Raw genomic sequence first — 18,473 nt, 5'->3', positions numbered from 1 at the left:
TCCCGAACACATTTACCAAAAGACCTCCCAAAGATTGATGCGAGAGAGGGGACTCGAACCCCTATCCGCATAGGCGGGCTGGATCCTAAGTCCAGTGCGTCTTCCAGTTCCGCCACTCTCGCAAAGTAGAAATCTACGACAAAATATATCCATTTCCTCCCTGATTGTCAACGGCAATTATTTCGTATATGCACCAAGCGCACTGAAAGCTGGGAGCTTAAAGCTAAATAGCTACATTCGCTGTAGTATCTTACCTACTCCAGGCTTCTTTTACAGGTAATTGGATTCCCCTTTTTCCCTTCTTCCAATTTTTGTTAGAAATAAACCCTGAAAGAGGAAAAGTCAATTCTAAAAGAACTTCTCGATAGCATATCTGGACCGCTTGAAAAGACGTGGAGGGTTAAAAACCTTGACAAGAGAATATGCTTCTGGTAATTGGCTTCCCAGAGCAAAGCCTGGAGACCGAAGGGAACGTAAAAAGAGGATTATTCTCCGTAACTTTTTATTTTCCAAAGGAGGAGTAAGGTGGCTATAGAAGAGTTGAAAAAGTTCATCGGCAAAACAGATGAACCCTATCTCATGGAAGTGGAAAAGGGAGCAATAAAAAGATACGCCGAGGCCATAGGCGACCCCAACCCTATTTATCACGATGAGGAATATACCAGGACCTCAAAACACGGGACGATTATATGCCCTCCCGGTTTCTTTGGTTGGCCTGTAAAATCACGTCCCCGCCTTAGCGGAGTCCGGAAAGAACTGTTGGAGGCTATAATGAAGGCCGGCTATAAACGTCTCTTAGATGGTGGGTCCGAGTTCGAGTTTCTGCTCCCTGTGCGTGCTGGCGATATCCTGGCAGCCACAGGGAGAATTGCTGATGTTTACGAGCGTGAGGGCAAGGCAGGTAAATTGATATTTGCCGTTACCGAAACAACTTATATTAATCAAAATGGCGATCGGGTAGCTAACGTGCGCTCGACCCTGGTCTGTAGCTAATCTATTTCTGGAGGTGAAAAAATGGCCAAGGAAATATACTGGGAAGATGTGGAAGCAGGTAAAGAAGTAACCCCGTTACCCAAGATTCCCACCACTCAAATGCTGGTAAAATGGGCGGGGGCATCAGGGGATTTCAATCCGGCACACTATGAGGATGCATTCGCCGATTCCCAGGGGTTGGAGCGGGCCTATGTCCATGGTCAACTCAAGCGTGCCTGGCTATGCCAGCTTATGACTGACTGGATCGGGGAACAAGGCTTCTTGAAGAAGTTATCCTGTCAATTCCGAGCCGTGGACTGGCCCCGGCGAATGAAGACCATGGAGGAACCTCAGGAGGGGGATACCTGGTGGTGCAAGGGCACGGTCACGAGGAAATATATTGAAGGTAACGAACATTTCGTAGATTGCGATATCTGGGTAGAAAACGCCAAGGGGGAAAAAACAACTCCGGGCAAGGCTACAATGGCTCTCCCCTCAAGGGGCTAACTTACGACAGTTACAGAAGAAAACAAATGGGTGAAGGACTTATTTAACACTTTGGAGAACTCATTAAAGCAGGAGAACTTATTAAGGCATAAATTTAAAGGAAAACTGTATCCAGCTTCTATTGGTCGGGGCGAGAGGATTTGAACCTCCGACCCTCTGAACCCCATTCAGATACGCTACCAGGCTGCGCCACGCCCCGACAATGATATTTTAAAGTCGGAGAACATTAACACCATAAAATGTCTATGTCAAGGACAATGAAAAATAAAAAATAGGGGGGTTTTCAGGAATGACTCAGAAAAAAACCACTATGCTTTTTATTCTGTTGTTGCTGATAATAAATTTTGTTTTTCCTTCTCTTCCCCTCACCGACATCTATAAATACATAGATAAAGAAGGTGTTATCCACCTAACCAACGTTCCCACAGATGTCAATGCCCAATATGTTCTCGTCTTAAAAGAAAAGCGTGTGCAATTCAACCTGGGACAGGATGTGGAGAGGTATGATCATCTGATCACAAAAGCGGCTAAGAAGTATAATGTTGATTCCGCTCTAATCAAGGCTGTTATTAAGGCAGAGTCAAACTTTAACCCCCGGGCCGTATCCCCCGTGGGGGCCCGAGGTTTAATGCAGCTCATGCCCGCGACAGCTTCCTCTCTGGAAGTACAAGATTCCCTCCACCCCGAAAATAACATTGAAGGCGGTGTCCGGTATTTACGCTATCTCTTAAATCTTTTTAACGGGGACCTGCCCCTAACATTGGCCGCCTACAATGCCGGTGAAGGGGCTGTGGCCCGATATAACAACTCCATCCCCCCCTACGAGGAGACCCAGACATATATCCAGCGAGTTTTGAATTATTTCAATAAATACAGCGGTAAAAGCAGGTAAGAGATCAGTTCTCCACACCCTCAACATAGAGGTACTTTTTTATCCGGGCCAATCTTTTTTCTTTGATCCCCGGTATCTTCATCAAATCCTCAAGCCCCTGTAATCTTCCGGAGGTTTCTCTGAGATGAATGATCCGTTGTGCCGTCTTCTCACCAATGCCGGGGACAAGCATAAGATCCTCAGGGGAGGCCAGATTAATGTCAATAGGGATATCGAGGAGCAGTCTCTTGGCCGCACCCATTTTCCCCATGCTTAACTGATTGCCTGCATTTATTGTAACCGCCACACCGGTTGACAGTTTAACGGTTTTCTTCTCAAGATCACTTATATTTTCTACTTCGGCAATCTTCAAAAAATCGGAAATCGTTGTATCTTCAGGTACGAAATAGATTCCCCTGTGATCCGTGTCACCGGTCAGCTCAGCTATTACAGGGCATGAACCTCCATCGCTGTAAGGAATGGAGGTACCATGAGAAGGGTACCGGGCAAGGAGGGAGACTGCAATATAAACGAAAGATGCAATCGCAACGAGGACAATTGATCCGTCAAGCTGTCTGTCGGTGATGGACATGATAATCTTATGATTTTTGCTCCAATCCAAAGGCATCGTGAAGAACCGTGACGGCAAGTTCGGTATATTTTGCCTGCACAACACACGAGATCTTTATTTCAGAGGTGCTGATCATCATGATATTGATTCCTTCACTGGCAAGGGCGCCAAACATCTTTGCCGCAACACCGGAATGACTGATCATTCCCACGCCGATGACGGACACCTTTGCTACATTCTCATCTACTTCTACCCTGTCTGCCCCCACATCCTTTGCCACCTCCCTAATCAGCCTATACGCTTCATTGGCATCTTTTTTTGAAACTGTAAAGGTTAGATCGGTATACCCCTCAAGGCTTACATTTTGAATGATCATATCAATGACGATGTTGTGCTCTGAAATGGGCGTAAATAAACGCGCGGCCACACCAGGCCTATCCGGAACGTGAACCACCGTAATCTTGGCCTGGTCCCGATCATACGTTACTCCAGACACCACCTCTCTCTCCATATCCCCATCCTCCTTAGTCACCAGCGTTCCCCCCTCGTCGGTAAATGAAGACTCTACATATATGGGAACCTCATATTTTTTGGCCAGCTCTACACAGCGAGGCTGGAGCACTTTTGCTCCTGCCCTTGCCATTTCCAGCATTTCGTCATAGGAAATCTTGTTCAAGCGCCTTGCCCTATTGTAAATACTGGGATCCGTTGTATAAATGCCATCAACATCCGTAAATATCTCGCATACATCGGCATTCAGCGCCGCTGTTAGAGCAACGGCGCTCGTGTCGGATCCCCCCCGCCCGAGGGTTGTAATATTGTTTTCCCGGTCAACACCCTGAAATCCCGCCACAACAACAATGGTTCCTTTTTTGAGTTCATTTTTTATGGCTTCCGTCTCCACCCTGAGAATCCGGGCCTTCTTGTGCGCCTGATCGGTTATGATCTTCACCTGAAAAGCGAGAAAGGACCTGGCCCTGTAACCCATCCTGTTCAAAATAATAGCTAAGAGGGTGACGGTGATCTGTTCTCCCATGGAAATAAGGGCATCGTATTCCCTCCCATCAGGCTCACCAGCCGCGCTATAGGCCATCTGTATAAGCCTGTCTGTCTCACCGGCCATAGCCGATAAAACTACCACCACATCGTTTCCTGCCTCTTTTGCCTTGATCACCCTCCGGGCAACACTCTCTATCTTTTCAATATCAGCAACGGAGGCACCTCCATATTTTTGCACTACCAGGGCCATGAGCTAAAAACCTCCCTCTTTTAAGGCAGCCAAAATGAGAGCTATCCTGTTCACCCCACCGTAAATATCAATTTCCCGTTTATTTTCATCCAGATAAGTAAGAGAAACAAACAAGGTCTCGTCGGGAAGGATTGCACTTATCTTTTCCGCCCACTCAATGACGAGGACACCATCTCCCCCGAAATATTCCTCATACCCTAACTCCTCCAGATCCCCAACCCCCGACAGACGATACATGTCCAGATGATAGAGGACAAACCTCCCCGGATATTCATTGATCAGGGTAAATGTGGGACTTGTAATCTGATAACATTCCGGTACGCCAAGCCCCCTTGCGATACCCTGTGTAAGACATGTTTTTCCCGCCCCTAGCTCACCAACAAGGGCAACGACATCTCCCGCATGCAAGTTCTCTCCTAATACCTTGCCGAGAGAGAACGTTTCCTGCGGATCTTCAGAAATCAGCTTAACATGAGTTTTATCCATCACCTAACACGGATAAACCGGGAAAGCGCCTAAAGTTTAAAGCGCTTAAAGTTTTTGATTTTTCTGTAACTTTAGGCACTTTAGCTCACTTCAAACTTCACACTCACCTTTCCAGGATAACCATAGCAACTGCCAGCACCGCTGTATGGGACAGGCTTATATAAATAGCGGTTATACCATTGTCTTGCGGGATTTCTTTTGCCTTTTCATGGAGTTTTATTTCCGGCCTACCCTCCCTGTTGTTGAGTATTTCAATATCTTTTAATCTTATTCCCATCCACAAGCCGACGCCCGCCGCTTTAAGGAAGGATTCCTTGACAGCGAACCTCGCCGCATAATGCATGGCCGGAAAAGCCCGTTTTTTGCAGTAATCAATCTCCAACGGAGAATACACCCTGTTAGTAAATCGTTCCTCCCATCTTTTAAGAATCTTCTCCATCCTGCTAACTTCAACAAAATCAATGCCTATACCGTATATCATTCTTCTACCCTGTAGCCAATAGCTGACCGAGGATGCACCTCGGTCAAAGGGTCTTACTTTTAGTATCTTTCTCTTAGCTCTCTTTTCAACACCTTACCGCTGGGTGTGTGTGGCAGGGAAATCAGAAATTCTACCGCCTTGGGTTTTTTAAAGCCTGCCAGGTTGTTCTTACAGAGATCTATTATCTCCTCGGCGGTAGCCTTCTTCCCCTCCCTTAACACTACCAATGCCTTGACCGCCTCCCCCCACTTTTCATCCGGAACGCCGATCACCGCTACCTCCGATACCGAAGGATGCATGTAGATCACTTCCTCCACCTCGCGGGGGGAGATGTTTTCCCCGCCGCTGATGATGATTTCCTTCTTCCTGTCCACAATATAAATATATCCCTCCGCATCTACGGTGGCCAGATCACCGGTATACAACCACCCATCTTTTATGGTTGCGGAAGTCTCTTCCGGCAGACCCCAGTAACCCTCCATCACGTGGTCTCCCTTAGTTATTATCTCTCCTATTTCACCAGGAGCAACATCTTCTCCCCTTTCATCAACTACCCTTGCCTCACAGTTGATCAATTCCCTTCCACAGGACCCCAGTCTCCTCAGCTTCTCCTCCGGACCCTCAAGGATATGGTCCTCACGCGGCAGGAGGGTAACGGGGTAGGCCTCGGTTAATCCATATACCTGGATAAGAATGGGACCCAAAAGGGTAAGCGCCCTCTTTAATATCTCCACAGGCATGGGGGCAGCTCCGTAGGATATCCAGCGGAGACTGCTGAGATCGTACCGGTGAATATCCGGATAGTTCAAGAGTTGAATAATCATTACCGGCACCGAGTTCCATGTAGTTATTCTTTCCTCCTCGATGGCCTCAAGGACATCCTGGGGAGCGAATTTTTTTAATAAAACATTGCTCCCTCCCATATAGAAATGGATCAATAACGGCCAAATAGGCGCCACATGGGAAAAGGGAGAAGTATGGAGGGTTATATCATCGGGAGTTATCCGAAAGGCGATCAACGTATTGGTGGCGATGGAGATGAGATTTTTGTGGGTCATCATCACCCCTTTAGGAACTCCTGTGGTCCCGCTGGTATGATAGAGGGTTGCCAGATCCTTCTCTTCCACATTTACCCGTGGTTCCCAGGGAGGATGGGAGGAGATCAGGTATTCGTAATCCTCCATCCCGTCAGGGGCCTTTCCTATACAGATAAGGCCCCTGACGGTCGGGATATCCACCGGGGAAGGAAGCACCTCTATATAATCCTCTCCCACCACTACCATACTGGCCTGGGAGTTATTGAGGAGAAAAGAGATTTCCTTTTCCTTCAGTCTGAAGTCTATGGGGACTAAGACCATTCCACCTTTTACGAGGGCGAAAAACAGCTCCGCATAATGGTGGCAGTTGTGATAGAGGACGGCCACACGATCTCCCTTTTTCACCCCCAGATCACAAAGACCGTTTAACAGGCTGTTTACCCTTGCGTTAAACTCCCCATAGGTAAGGGAAATTCGAGTCTCCCTACAGACCATTGCTCTCTTATGGGGATTATTCCTCACATTCCTCATCAATAGCTCTGCCAAAACCATTTCTCAATCCTTTTGCGGGTTGCATTGTTTGGGCCTTTAGCCGTTTGTGCTCTGTTATCGGACGTGTGCCAAACGTTTTTGTTTCTCCAGCCGACAACGCATTTCTTCTGTGGAAATTCCACCCTCAGATTTTTGTCTTGCCCGTGACCGCTCAATTAGATTAAGAAACTTTGGGTTATTGCTAAGAGAAACGGTCTCGATGTCTGCATTGCTGATACCCACCAAGGCTGCCACAGGTTTCCCCTCACGAGTAATAATTACAGGTTCTTTTTTTACCTTTTTTGTGTAATCTGCAAGTGGTAAGGTTGCTTTTGAGACTTCAACGGTTTTCATAGCTTTATCTCCTCTTTTCCAATTCTAACATTATTCCTTTCCTTGATTCCAACAGCACGTATATAGACAACACGCTCAGGCTTGTCTTCAATATCATAATAAACACGAAGATTTCCGATTCTTAATTCCCAAGGAGCAAATGGATTAGGTCGCATAGGCTTACGGTTTCTTGTCTCGACATTAGGCTGATATTGAAGTTGTTTTTCCACTGTGTCCAGTACAGTCACTTGCTGACGTTTTATCAGGAATCGAAAATGTTCTTCGGTATCAGGAGAATATTCGATACGATATTTCAAGATTCAGTTCCTTCCAACCAAAAAGTCGGCAATTGTTCAGCACATGTACAATAACAATAACCGTGTGCGGCACAGACGAAGCCGATAGGGTTTTTGAAGAATGCGTTTGTGCCGTTGTTATCTGCATGTTTGTTGCCGATTAATCTTTTCTTCGTCTTGCCCAATTGCAGTACCTATGTGTTAGTCGGGCGTTTTCAGGAATTGTCATCCCACCTTTCCAATATTGTTCAACATGATCAATCGCTGCATCGTCAATATTATGTATCTCTTGTTTGCAGATCTCACAAGTAGGGGTTTTGTAAAGTTCTTTCTTTAAGTTCAAAGAAAAGCAACGAGGTTCTTTCTGGGCAATGCCAATTATCTCTTGAAGTGTAAGCCTCCATTTATCAAATCGTTTCGTAACGGCTTGAACGCTGCTCGTTGAGAGTTCTATCGAATCTATAAATTCTTGGTCTTTTGTCATAAGATCAATAAGCGCTTCCCTAACAGAATCTAAATTCTGATAAATCTTGTTTTTGTCCTCTCTACCACAGCTATACATTAAAATATCATATAAGGAGGCATTGAACTTCTTGGGCTCCCAATAACCGTTTGGATTCTTGTCGGTCCCCTTGTAGAATCTTTTGAATGCGTGATCGTCAAAAAGTGATTTGATTATCATCACAGCATTCTTGAAGGCATTTTTTAGCTCGGAAGCTTCTTTTGCTCTTATGAATTGGTGTTTCTCCATGTCGTCGTTAAGAAACTTTCTTATCGGTGGCTTATAGTTGAGATAGGTTGAATGAAAAAAGGAGGCGAACCGGAGGACAAGCTCAATGTCTCTCATTCTTTTCTCGTAACTCTTTAAGCCCAAAAGATTTAAAAAATCAATGTCTTGCGAAAGCTCCTTCAATAAATCGTTGTATGGACCCCTGTATATACAATTTCGTAGCTCTTGATCATTTAAGGAGACAGCCCCGGTATTCAGCCTCTCAAATATTTCAAATTTTAGATTTATGTCCGAATCTTTTTTGAATGTTATTGCATGGATTTTGCAATACCTTATCTTGTCCTGTAATTTGTCATCAATTTCTTTAAAAGACTTACGATTAAGTTCTGTGAAGACCTTTAAGCCATTCAACCTGAAATCTCGCCCATCTGGAAACTTACCGTCAATATAAGAGAAAAAGGCAGTTAACCTTTGCTGCCCATCAATAGCGTATTCCTTACCATCTTGTTCTTCAGATAGATATATGACTGGTAGGGGTATATCTAATAGAGCAGATTCTATTAGTCGGCTGGACTTTTTTGTGTCCCAAACAAAATACCTTTGGAAATCCGGCTGTATATCAAGCTTCCCTCTCTTGTATTTCCCATGAAGAGATTCCACTTCAGGGTCGCCTTTGTCAGTATAAATCTTTCTTTCAAATGGGAGTTGTTCGTTTTCCTCCTCTTGTGATTCATCGAACTCAAGTTCATTTAGTTGACTTGCTTCTTCATTCATTACGTTTTCTCCTTAGGCGACAAATTGCAGCTAACTTCGTTGTTGATGCACTTACTTCGTATATCCCCTCAATTTTGGGGGTATAAACGAATGTATTTCGTATATTCCGATTCTGGGTGAGCCCCCAGAATCCCCCTTCCTCTTGGCAATTTTTGTCACCTATCACCTCTAAACTCTTATATCTTAAAAGTTTCTGAATGCATCGTAGGTCCGTTCCACCTTCAAGTATACGACGAACACAGAAAATCCCCTCCGTGATCTGTGCTACATCTTCACGGTATGGAGGCGGCCTTCTGGACCTTTGCAGAAGGGTATCAAGGAAATCTTCCTCTTATTAGGTAGGTTCTCAACTGGTTGGGAGTCCTCGCTCTCTTCAATCCATAGTCCTATCCCCTCCTACGCCCTGAGTATCGCATCAGCCATTGCCGCGACCTTCTTCATGGCCCCAACATCATGCACCCTCACGACATGGCTCCCGTTCATGATGGCAACAGTCAACGCCACGGCTGTTCCCTCCAGACGATCATGGGGTTCGCCACCTATTACTTTACCGATAAATGACTTTCGTGATGCCCCTGTTACAATCGGCCTTCCCAGTACCTTAAACGCGGAAAGGTACCTCAGCAGTTTCATATTGTCCTCTGCCGTTTTTCCGAAACCGAGACCTGGATCAATCATCATACGCTCAAGTTCTACGCCCGCGGATTTTGCCCTTTCCATTCTCACTCTCAGAAATTCAGTAATGTCAGGCAGAAGAGACCGGTAAGTCAAGTCCCCCTTCTGCATATCCTTCGGTGTTCCCTTCATATGCATGAGGATAACAGCCGCTCCGGTGGCCGCCACAATTACAGGCATCTGATCATCAAATCTCATGGCGCTGATATCATTGATTATCTCTGCCCCGGAGGCAACAGCCTCCCTAGCCACCTCCGCCTTGGTGGTATCCACGGAAATGGGAACGGTGACCCTTTTAACAAGACCCTCTATTACCGGGATCACTCTTCTCAACTCTTCTTTTAGGGAGACCGGCTCTGCTCCGGGCCTGGAAGATTCACCGCCTACATCAACGATATCTGCCCCTTCCTCGACCATCCGGACACCAGATTCAACAGCCTCCTCCGGTGATTGGAAACACCCTCCATCAGAGAAGGAGTCGGGTGTCACATTGATGATCCCCATGATCCATGTGCGATCCCCGATGGTCATCTCCCGTTTCCAGGTCTTGAGAATAAAGGAATCACCCGTGGTATTCATATCTCTTATCAAATTTTCAAGTCCTTCTTACGCATACGCACTTTACCGATCGCTGACCTCTTTGAACCATCGGATGTTTTGATCCCCACGATGGCATCAATCTCCTGGGCGTTTAAGACCTCTTTTTCGAGTAACTCCGAAGCCAGCTTATTCAGAATGTCCATATTATCTGACAGAAGTTTCCTTGCATTTTCGTAACAATCAGAAACAATCCGGGTTATTTCTCTGTCTATTTTTTCCGCCGTTTCTTCGCTGTAATCTTTATGCGTTGCAAATTCGCGCCCTAAAAAGATCTGTTCCTCCTTTTTCCCGTAACTCAAGGGCCCCATTTCCTCGCTCATCCCCCATTCACAAACCATCTTCCTGGCCAGATCCGTCGCCCGTTCAATGTCGTTTCCTGCACCAGTGGTAAAGTCCTCTAAAACCAGTTCTTCCGCTGCCCTGCCACCTAAAAGAATGGCAATATTATTCACCAGATATTTCTTCGGATAGGTGTGTTTCTCGTCTATCGGCAACTGCTGGGTTAGACCCAACGCCCTCCCCCGGGGGATGATCGTCACCTTATGGATCGGGTCAGTCCCCGGCAACAACCTTGCCACGAGGGCATGTCCCGATTCATGGTAGGCCGTGTTCCTCTTTTCCTCATCGCTGATCACCATGCTCTTTCTCTCTGTACCCATGAGGACCCTGTCCTTGGCGTACTCGAAGTCACTCATGGTAACCTTATCTTTATCCAGCCTTGCCGCATTCAGGACAGCTTCATTGATCAGGTTTTCTATATCGGCCCCTGAAAAGCCAGGCGTTCCCCGGCTAATGACACTAAAATCCACGTCATCGGCAAGGGGCGTCTTTCTCGCATGCACCTCAAATATCTTCTCTCTCCCCTTGACATCGGGAAGGGGAACAATTACCATCCTGTCAAAACGTCCCGGTCTCAACAGGGCGGGGTCAAGGACATCCGGTCTGTTGGTCGCTGACACGAGAATCACCCCTTCCGCCGATTCAAACCCGTCCATTTCAACGAGGAGTTGATTAAGGGTCTGTTCCCTTTCGTCGTGTCCACCGCCCAGTCCGGCGCCCCTGTGTCTCCCCACGGCATCTATCTCGTCAATAAAAATAATACAGGGGGCGCTTTTCTTCCCCTGGGTGAAGAGGTCCCTTACACGTGACGCCCCCACCCCGACAAACATCTCGACGAAATCGGAGCCGCTGATACTGAGAAAAGGGACATCTGCCTCACCGGCAATTGCCTTGGCCAACAGGGTCTTTCCCGTGCCGGGCGCCCCTACGAGAAGCACCCCTTTGGGTATCCGCCCCCCCAATCTCGTAAATTTCTTGGGATCCTTTAAAAAGTCAATTATCTCTTCCAGTTCCGCCTTTGCTTCGTCAATGCCCGCAACATCTGCAAAAGTTACCTTATTTGTCTTATCCGTCACGAGCCTTGCCCTGCTTTTTCCGAAGGCCATCGCCTTGCCTCCGCCTGCTTGCATCTGGCGCATGAAGAATATCCATACACCGATCAGAAAGAGCATAGGAAACCAGGATATCAGGATGGTCATGTACCAGGGAGAATCATCAACGGGTTTGGCTGCAATCCGAACGCCTTTTTCCTTCAAAAGGGGAATTATCCCTGCATCCTTCGGAGCATAGGTCTTGAATCTTATCCCATCTCTCAAGTCACCGGTAATGTTATCTCCCTGTATCGTCACTTTGACGACCTGTCCCTTTTGCGCATAGTTTACAAACTCACTGAAGATAATATCTTTCCGCACGCTTTCCGGTTGGTTAAAAAGATGGTACAAAAACACAAATAAAAGGCTGACGACAAGCCAGAGCACAATATTTTTTTGTAAGGGATTCAATGCTGCTTCTCCTTTTTATACTTATAATTTCTTTGTTATGACTTTATGCTTGGAGGTTTTTTATAATAACTTTTTTATTATTTCAAACAATTTCTACCTTCACCACCCTTCTCGTTTTATCGGTGATTTTTACCCGCTCGCTTAACCTCATTCCCCCAATCCATAGCACAGATTGATCATCAACCAACAAGGGGATTCTTCTTCTCTCACACTGGGGAATCTTTTCATCAATAAAGTAACACTTTAAGTTTTTTGTCCCCTCCATACCGAGAGGTTGGATCCTGTCTCCCGGCCTTAAATTTCTTATGACCAGCGGAAATTTTATCGCTTCCAAGTCCATGTAGGCGATCTTTTCCCCATTAAAATAGATACCGTTAAGAGGTTTATCTACAATATCAAACACCATCGTCATACCCAGTTCAAGGATCTCAACCCTGCCGGGTATCGCAACATCATAAGAAAACCGGCCGATGTCCGCATCAGGAGAACTAAAACAGAGATCGTAATCACCTGATAATTCCCGCATGAGCTTGCCCTCCGATCTCTTTCGTCTGGAGATGACAAGCAAATCATACTCACGCCTTACCTTAATGTTAAAGGGAAGATGCAAACAGCCGTGAGGACAACCACTACGGAGCAAATCTGTCACTGATTTGACATGAACATAGCCAATGCCGCCTCCCGATGGGGAAAATCGCTGGAGGAGAGTCTTTATTGCCCGGTTCTGTACAGCCTCGTGGAGCACGAAAAATTCGGGAATGTTAATCCTAACCTCCTCCCCATTGCCCTCACCGACCTCCCATCCTGACAGAACCTCCTTTAGAGATGTTTTCATATACTCATCTTCCAGACGGATGATCTCTGCCATATGGGCAAGGCTTTCCTCTATCTTAGGATTGTAATGCTCCTTTAATTCCGGTATCAAATGATGTCTAATCCTGTTCCTGAAATAGAGGTCATGGGTATTGGAACTGTCTATAACAAATCGGATGCCCTCCTTTTCGAGAAAACCCACAATCTCTCCTCTGGTAACGGCAATAAGGGGTCTGATATACATACCCTCCCGCACGGGGAGAATCCCTTTTAAACCCTCCATACCGCTGCCACGGATGAAATTCATCAACACCGTCTCGGCCTGATCATAGAGATGATGCCCGAGGGCAATTTTATGGGCCTGGTGTTTTCGGGCCATCTCAGCAAGAAATTGATACCTCTCCTCTCTCGCAATCTCCTCTATGGACCTTCCCCTCCCCTGCCGGAGAGAGGGAATATCCACATATTTGCACTCAAATTCAATGCCCATGGATTCGCTGAGTTTCCGCACAAATTTCTCATCGTTATTGGACTCCTCACCCCTCAGCCCGTGGTTGAGATGGGCAGTAATTATTGTAAGTCTATATTCATCCGAAAAAATATCCAGAGCCTTTAAAAGTGCTACAGAATCCGGCCCACCGGAGACTGCCACAATTACCATATCTCCCCTCTCGAGCATATGGTATTTTTTTATGGTTTCCCTTACCTTTTTTATCATGACAAATATCGGGTCTCAGCAGAACAATGACCTCAATTCCGAGAGGTCTTCACAGATAAAATCAGGCCTTTGGGCAAGGAGAGCATCCCTCCGCCCCAATCCGTTTAAGAAGGCACAACTTAATACCCCTGTGGTTCTGGCGAGGAGAATATCATTGATGCCATCGCCAATGACAACTTATCATGAAAATATTGAAGAATGTCAGGAACTCCGGGGTAAAAAGTTGTTGTATCCAGCATATGTTCAGCGTAATAGGCCGTAAATATCTCCATCGCTTTATCAAATTGATCCTGAAAATCGTGGCCGAGGGACCTTTCGATCAGTTTTTGCACCCCATCTCCCACGAAACCAATAATAACTTCCGGTTCCATCACCGGCATTTTAAGACTCTCCAGGGTATAGTTCACCGAGGCAACAATGTCTCCCCCCGAATTGACAAGTGTCCCGTCAAAATCAAAGATCATGAGGTCAATCTGTCTCATCTCTTACAAGTCCCTAATGTTTTTAAAAGATATACAGAACTACTGATTCAATTACAAGGAGAGAAGCGAAAAAAACCAGTCCCTCCCACAGGATCACTGGAGGATGGGTGGTTACATCTTTAAAGGTCAACTCTCTTTGAAGACCTTCGTTTCTAACCTCCTACCATCAGTAGTAATGGTAATGGCTCCGTCTCTGTCGGTTCTGTATATCTTTGCACCTAACATTTCGTATCTTTTGAGGACATCAGAGTGGGGGAGACGGAAGATGTTGTCGGCACCGCAGCTTATAATGGCAATCTCAGGGCGGACACGGGCAAGAAAGGGAAATGTACTGGACAAGAACCCTCCATGATGGGGAACTAAGATGACCTGACTCCTGATGTCTTTCCCCTCTATAATAAGACGGGTCTCTGATGGTTCTGAGATGTCTGCAGGCAGAAGAAAACTGCAATTTCCGTATGTGAGCTTCAAAACGAGGGCATTGTTGTTTGTCACATCGAATCCCTGAAAACGATCATTCCCTCCGACGATCGGGTGTTTAGGGTTTAATATCCTGAGCAGGATGTTACCGATTTTCTCCTCCGGTGTTTCCTCCGACACGAGCCGGTAATGGATCTTCTTTTCCCTGATAATCTTCATGAAATCTTTATATGCGTCAGTCCCTGAAACCTCACCGTTTGCCCATACTTCCCTGACGGCAAAGTTTTCGAGAATATAGATCAGGCCGCCCAGGTGGTCCGGGTGGGGGTGGGTCAGGACAACGGTATCTACTTTTTTTATCCTTTCATGCCGGAGGAAGGGGGCAAGGACGTATTTTCCTATATCGAAACCATTGTCGGCAAACCCTCCGCCATCTATAAGCATCTTTTTACCACCGGGAAACCGGACGAGTGTTGAGCTGCCCTGTCCCACATCAATTGATGTAACCTTAAGATCATCTGTATAGATATCCTTTGCGTAAAGGTAGATGCCGTCAACCACAAAGAATATAACAAGAACAGCAAGCGCAAAGCCAAGCCACAAACGTTTCCTTATTGGTTCCCTCTCCTTGCTTTCCCCGTTCCTTTCTTTCCAGGTATCGGTCAGTTTTACCATGGCCACCAGAAGAAGATAGTAGGCTGTCATTTCCGTAAATGTCGGTGTACTTATGAAAAAGGATGAACCGGGGAGGGAGGCGAAAAAATCAGTAAGCGAAACGGAAATCTTGACAAGAAAAGATGATATCTTGACAAGGACGGTAGTTAGTGTGGGCGATATCGGGGCTGTCAGGATAATGGCCATGCTAACGGGGAGGGCAATCATACCCAGCAGAGGGACAACGATGATGTTGGCAAGGAGAGAAATGGACGATACCCTGTTAAAGTAAAAGGCGATCAATGGCGCTGTACCGAGTGTGGCGCTCAGGGATACCATGATAAAAAGGAAAATACCTTTAAAGACCTTCCTGGAAAAAGAGATGCCTTTCTCTTCAGGCTTGCCTTTTGGGATCAGCAGGACAAGTCTCGGGGTGATAAAGAGAATCGCCGCGACGGCCGTAAAGGAAAGCTGAAAAGAAATATCAAAGAGGGAATGGGGGAAGACAACGAGAATAATAAAAGCGGCAAGGGCCAGTGTGTTATACAGGTCTCTCTCTCTACCCAAGAGTATGGCGACCATAAAGGTGACGATCATGATGGTGGCCCTGACGACGGAGATACCCATCCCAGCGATGAAGGCATATATCACAATCGGAACACAGGCCCCAAAAGTGGAGACCTTGATGGCATTGAATCTCAAAAGGAGATAGGGGGAGGACTTCATCATCAGCCTGATGAGATAGATTGACAGAAAGGCAACGATCCCAACATGGAATCCTGATATGGCCAGGATATGGGACGTGCCTGTACGGTTAAACTTTTCCCGGACATCTTCCGGGATTTCCTTCCGTTCCCCCAGGGTCATGGCCTGTATGATTTCCCCTGCTGGTGTCGGCGAATTTTCGCGAATGAGCCTTCTTATCTTTCCCCTGAATCGTTCCAGGGTTGTCTTCCATCGGTTTCCCTGGTTTTCTCTCAGGACGACGATGCCCGAGGGATCACTTATCGCCCCACGCACCAGGATATTCCTGTATCGGAGGTATCTTTCATAGTCAAAACCACCGGGATTATTGAAGTTATGAGGCATTCTAAGCCTGGTCCTGAATCTTATGAAATCCCCGTATTTAAACGGATAGCGATCCCTCACAGTTAGCAGCACACGCCCCTCGGCAGGAATGGTGGATTTATCCTTGATTACCCTGACGACGGAGACGACCAGTTCGGTCTTATGAGGTGAGACTTCCGGGTTCTCACAGATGATGCCATCAATGGTGGTCTTCTCTGGGCTTAGATAATTACTGATATGTCTTTGCCCCTGTTCTTGATAGAGATAGAGGTTTATGTTGAGAATGCCTACCAGGAATAGAGAGAAGATCAAGGAGAGGCCGATAATGACTTTCCATTTTTTAATCATGGCAACCAGCGAGGCAATCATGGCCATGATCAGGCAGACCATCAGGGGCAAATCCGGGAGATGAATGAAATTTCCCAGGGAAATCCCCACGATCAGGGGGATAAGAAGGGGGATGAGTGGTCTCTGCATGGCTCAAATTCCATAGATTTATTTTCAAAAATAATATAGCATATCCTCTCTTGTTGAGTCGAGAGTCTGGAGTCGAGAGTGATGAGTAAGATTGAGAAATTCGAGGATATAATGGATAAAGAGTCTATTCAATTTTTATGTAAGTAAGGGAAACTAACTTATGACTTACAACTTACGACTTACGACTTGTTGATACAGGAAACAGTAATGGACGACCATCTGTTACAGAAGGAAAACTTAGTGACAAGGGTTCGCTGGCTGATGCTGGCGCGGCTCACCATTGTCACCTTTCTGCTCGGGATTGCAGCTTTCATCGAGATCAAGGGGACAGAATCTCTGCCCCAAATATCAATCTCATTCCTTTACGTCATTATCCTGCTTACCTACCTCCTTTCCCTCCTCTATCTTTTTCTCCTGAAGTTCATCAGAAACCTCAAGGTCAATATATACATCCAGAGCCTGGCTGACGTGATGTTGATAACAGGTCTCGTGTATGTCACAGGTGGAATAAGAAGCGTCTATTCTGTCTTCTATCCTCTGGTCATCATATATTCAGTCCTGTTCCTGGCAAGAAGGGGAGGAGTAATCACAGCCTCTGCCTCAAGTATTCTTTATGGTCTGTTAATGAATTTAGAATATTATGGCATCGTTAACCCCTTCTCTAGTATCGTCATCGAGGAATACAATTTCAGCGCCGGATACGTCTTTTCGAGGATTTTCACCCACGTCCTGTCCTTCTACATCATTACCTTTCTTGCAAGTTTTGTGGTGGAACAGGAGAGAAAAACAAGGGTCGTCCTGGCAGAGAGGGAAAATGCCTTTGATCAGTTAGATTTACTGTACAGGAGTATTATTGAGTCCGTTGATGCAGGCATATTGACGATTGATCTCGCGGGGAATATAAAATCCTTCAACAGGGCAGCGGAAGACATTACCGGCTTTTCCTTTACCGAGGTAGAACATAAGAATATTAATCAGGTCTTTCCGGGTTATTCCGATCTGGAAGATAAATGGAAAAACAGGGGGAAACAGCAGGGATCGGTAGAAAAAAGGGTGGAAATGCCGGTCCCCGGCAAAGGGAATGGGAAATTGATATTAGGTTGTTCTGTATCACATCTTAAGGATAATACGGGGACTAAAATAGGAAATATCTTGATCTTTCAGGATCTGACGGCGATAAAAAAAATGGAGGAAGCCCTTGAAAAGAGTAAAAGGCTTGCCTTTATCGGCGAGATGGCGGCCAGCCTTGCCCATGAGATCAGGAATCCCCTGGCGTCAATCAGTGGCTCAATTCAGGTTTTGAAAAATGAACTTAATTTAAATGAAGCCGATGAGAGGCTCATGAAGATCATTTTGAGGGGCAAAGGTCAGCTTGAAAATTTTATGAGGGATTTTCTCCTCTTAGCAAGGCCACCGTCAGGTACTTACGAGATAATTGAGACAAGAAACATCATCGAGGATGTCCTGGAATCCATTCATTATGCACCGGATTGGCATGGGGGAATCGAGGTTGTTCAGAAATTATCTGACCAATCCCTCATACTTGCCAACAAAACACAGATTAGACAGGTCATCTGGAACCTTGTCCTGAATGCCATTCAGTCCATGTCGGATGGGGGCAGGCTGACTGTAGAAACCAAAAATGTTTTTCTTGAGGATGTCAGGGAATATCTTGAGATACGTATCACCGATAGTGGATGCGGCATCGAAGAAGATAATCTGGAAAAGATATGGGAACCGTTTTACACAACAAAGGAGAGAGGAACAGGCCTCGGTCTGACAATTGTCAACAGGATTATCGAAAGCTATTCCGGAAAGATCAAAATCGAAGGTAACCTCAAAGGGGGGACAACCTTTATCGTATGTTTGCCGAGCGGTCGTTAGTCA

17 protein-coding genes and 2 tRNA genes are annotated in these 18,473 nt (G+C 46.1%); 4 read left to right on the top strand and 15 right to left on the bottom strand.

What is annotated here, in order from left to right:
• Nucleotides 1-38 precede the first annotated feature (38 nt).
• A tRNA-Leu gene (locus QMD03_01670) sits at nt 39-122 on the bottom strand.
• 403 nt (nt 123-525) lie between these two features.
• Here QMD03_01670 and QMD03_01665 point away from each other — a divergent pair.
• The gene (locus QMD03_01665) at nt 526-993 is read left to right on the top strand and encodes a MaoC family dehydratase N-terminal domain-containing protein (protein MDI6775943.1); all 468 of its coding nucleotides are present in this window, start codon (nt 526-528) and stop codon (nt 991-993) included.
• 21 nt (nt 994-1,014) lie between these two features.
• On the top strand, nt 1,015-1,479 hold the full coding sequence (locus tag QMD03_01660) for a MaoC/PaaZ C-terminal domain-containing protein (protein MDI6775942.1): 465 nt from the start codon (nt 1,015-1,017) through the stop codon (nt 1,477-1,479).
• 122 nt (nt 1,480-1,601) lie between these two features.
• Here the strand turns inward: QMD03_01660 and QMD03_01655 are convergent.
• A tRNA-Pro gene (locus QMD03_01655) sits at nt 1,602-1,678 on the bottom strand.
• A gap of 90 nt (nt 1,679-1,768) precedes the next feature.
• Here QMD03_01655 and QMD03_01650 point away from each other — a divergent pair.
• Nucleotides 1,769-2,371, top strand: a complete 603-nt coding sequence (locus QMD03_01650; protein ID MDI6775941.1) for a lytic transglycosylase domain-containing protein — start codon at nt 1,769-1,771, stop codon at nt 2,369-2,371.
• Between the two features lie 4 nt (nt 2,372-2,375).
• Here QMD03_01650 and QMD03_01645 read toward each other — a convergent pair whose 3' ends face one another.
• The 13 genes from QMD03_01645 to QMD03_01585 form a co-directional block, all read right to left on the bottom strand.
• On the bottom strand, nt 2,376-2,942 hold the full coding sequence (locus QMD03_01645; GenBank protein MDI6775940.1) for a helix-hairpin-helix domain-containing protein: 567 nt from the start codon (nt 2,940-2,942) through the stop codon (nt 2,376-2,378).
• Between the two features lie 7 nt (nt 2,943-2,949).
• Nucleotides 2,950-4,170 (bottom strand): aspartate kinase, encoded by a 1,221-nt coding sequence (locus QMD03_01640; GenBank protein ID MDI6775939.1) that lies wholly within the window; start codon nt 4,168-4,170, stop codon nt 2,950-2,952.
• A gap of 3 nt (nt 4,171-4,173) precedes the next feature.
• Nucleotides 4,174-4,656 carry a tRNA (adenosine(37)-N6)-threonylcarbamoyltransferase complex ATPase subunit type 1 TsaE gene (gene tsaE, locus QMD03_01635; protein MDI6775938.1) on the bottom strand — a complete coding sequence of 161 codons (483 nt, stop codon included), beginning with the start codon at nt 4,654-4,656 and terminating at the stop codon, nt 4,174-4,176.
• A 103-nt stretch (nt 4,657-4,759) separates the two neighbouring features.
• Nucleotides 4,760-5,137 (bottom strand): holo-ACP synthase, encoded by a 378-nt coding sequence (gene acpS / locus QMD03_01630; protein MDI6775937.1) that lies wholly within the window; start codon nt 5,135-5,137, stop codon nt 4,760-4,762.
• 59 nt (nt 5,138-5,196) lie between these two features.
• Nucleotides 5,197-6,726 carry a long-chain-fatty-acid--CoA ligase gene (locus QMD03_01625; protein MDI6775936.1) on the bottom strand — a complete coding sequence of 510 codons (1,530 nt, stop codon included), beginning with the start codon at nt 6,724-6,726 and terminating at the stop codon, nt 5,197-5,199.
• 54 nt (nt 6,727-6,780) lie between these two features.
• Entirely contained in the window at nt 6,781-7,059 is a 279-nt protein-coding gene (locus QMD03_01620; protein ID MDI6775935.1) for a type II toxin-antitoxin system prevent-host-death family antitoxin, read from the bottom strand.
• Nucleotides 7,056-7,355, bottom strand: coding sequence for a hypothetical protein (locus QMD03_01615; protein ID MDI6775934.1), 300 nt, complete (start codon nt 7,353-7,355; stop codon nt 7,056-7,058). The genes QMD03_01620 and QMD03_01615 overlap by 4 nt, the downstream gene beginning before the upstream one ends.
• Nucleotides 7,356-7,494: 139 nt before the next feature.
• Nucleotides 7,495-8,838, bottom strand: coding sequence for a DUF262 domain-containing protein (locus tag QMD03_01610; GenBank protein MDI6775933.1), 1,344 nt, complete (start codon nt 8,836-8,838; stop codon nt 7,495-7,497).
• A gap of 396 nt (nt 8,839-9,234) precedes the next feature.
• The gene (gene folP / locus QMD03_01605) at nt 9,235-10,104 is read right to left on the bottom strand and encodes a dihydropteroate synthase (protein ID MDI6775932.1); all 870 of its coding nucleotides are present in this window, start codon (nt 10,102-10,104) and stop codon (nt 9,235-9,237) included.
• The gene (gene ftsH / locus QMD03_01600) at nt 10,101-11,954 is read right to left on the bottom strand and encodes an ATP-dependent zinc metalloprotease FtsH (protein ID MDI6775931.1); all 1,854 of its coding nucleotides are present in this window, start codon (nt 11,952-11,954) and stop codon (nt 10,101-10,103) included. The genes folP and ftsH overlap by 4 nt, the downstream gene beginning before the upstream one ends.
• Nucleotides 11,955-12,036: 82 nt before the next feature.
• The gene (tilS, locus tag QMD03_01595) at nt 12,037-13,485 is read right to left on the bottom strand and encodes a tRNA lysidine(34) synthetase TilS (protein ID MDI6775930.1); all 1,449 of its coding nucleotides are present in this window, start codon (nt 13,483-13,485) and stop codon (nt 12,037-12,039) included.
• A 119-nt stretch (nt 13,486-13,604) separates the two neighbouring features.
• Nucleotides 13,605-13,967 carry an HAD hydrolase-like protein gene (locus QMD03_01590; protein MDI6775929.1) on the bottom strand — a complete coding sequence of 121 codons (363 nt, stop codon included), beginning with the start codon at nt 13,965-13,967 and terminating at the stop codon, nt 13,605-13,607.
• Nucleotides 13,968-14,093: 126 nt separating this feature from the next.
• A complete protein-coding gene (locus QMD03_01585; GenBank protein ID MDI6775928.1) occupies nt 14,094-16,586 on the bottom strand; it encodes a DNA internalization-related competence protein ComEC/Rec2 in 2,493 nt (830 codons plus the stop codon).
• Between the two features lie 207 nt (nt 16,587-16,793).
• On the opposite strand from QMD03_01585, the gene QMD03_01580 reads away from it, so the two are divergent.
• On the top strand, nt 16,794-18,470 hold the full coding sequence (locus QMD03_01580) for an ATP-binding protein (GenBank protein MDI6775927.1): 1,677 nt from the start codon (nt 16,794-16,796) through the stop codon (nt 18,468-18,470).
• The last annotated feature ends 3 nt before the right edge of the window (nt 18,471-18,473 follow it).

Source organism: Syntrophales bacterium, assembly GCA_030018935.1.
In the GTDB taxonomy this organism is placed as follows: Bacteria; Desulfobacterota; Syntrophia; order Syntrophales; family CG2-30-49-12; genus CG2-30-49-12.
The sequence above is the reverse complement of the archived record's forward strand: the minus strand, read 5'-3'. Positions and strand labels throughout refer to the sequence as shown.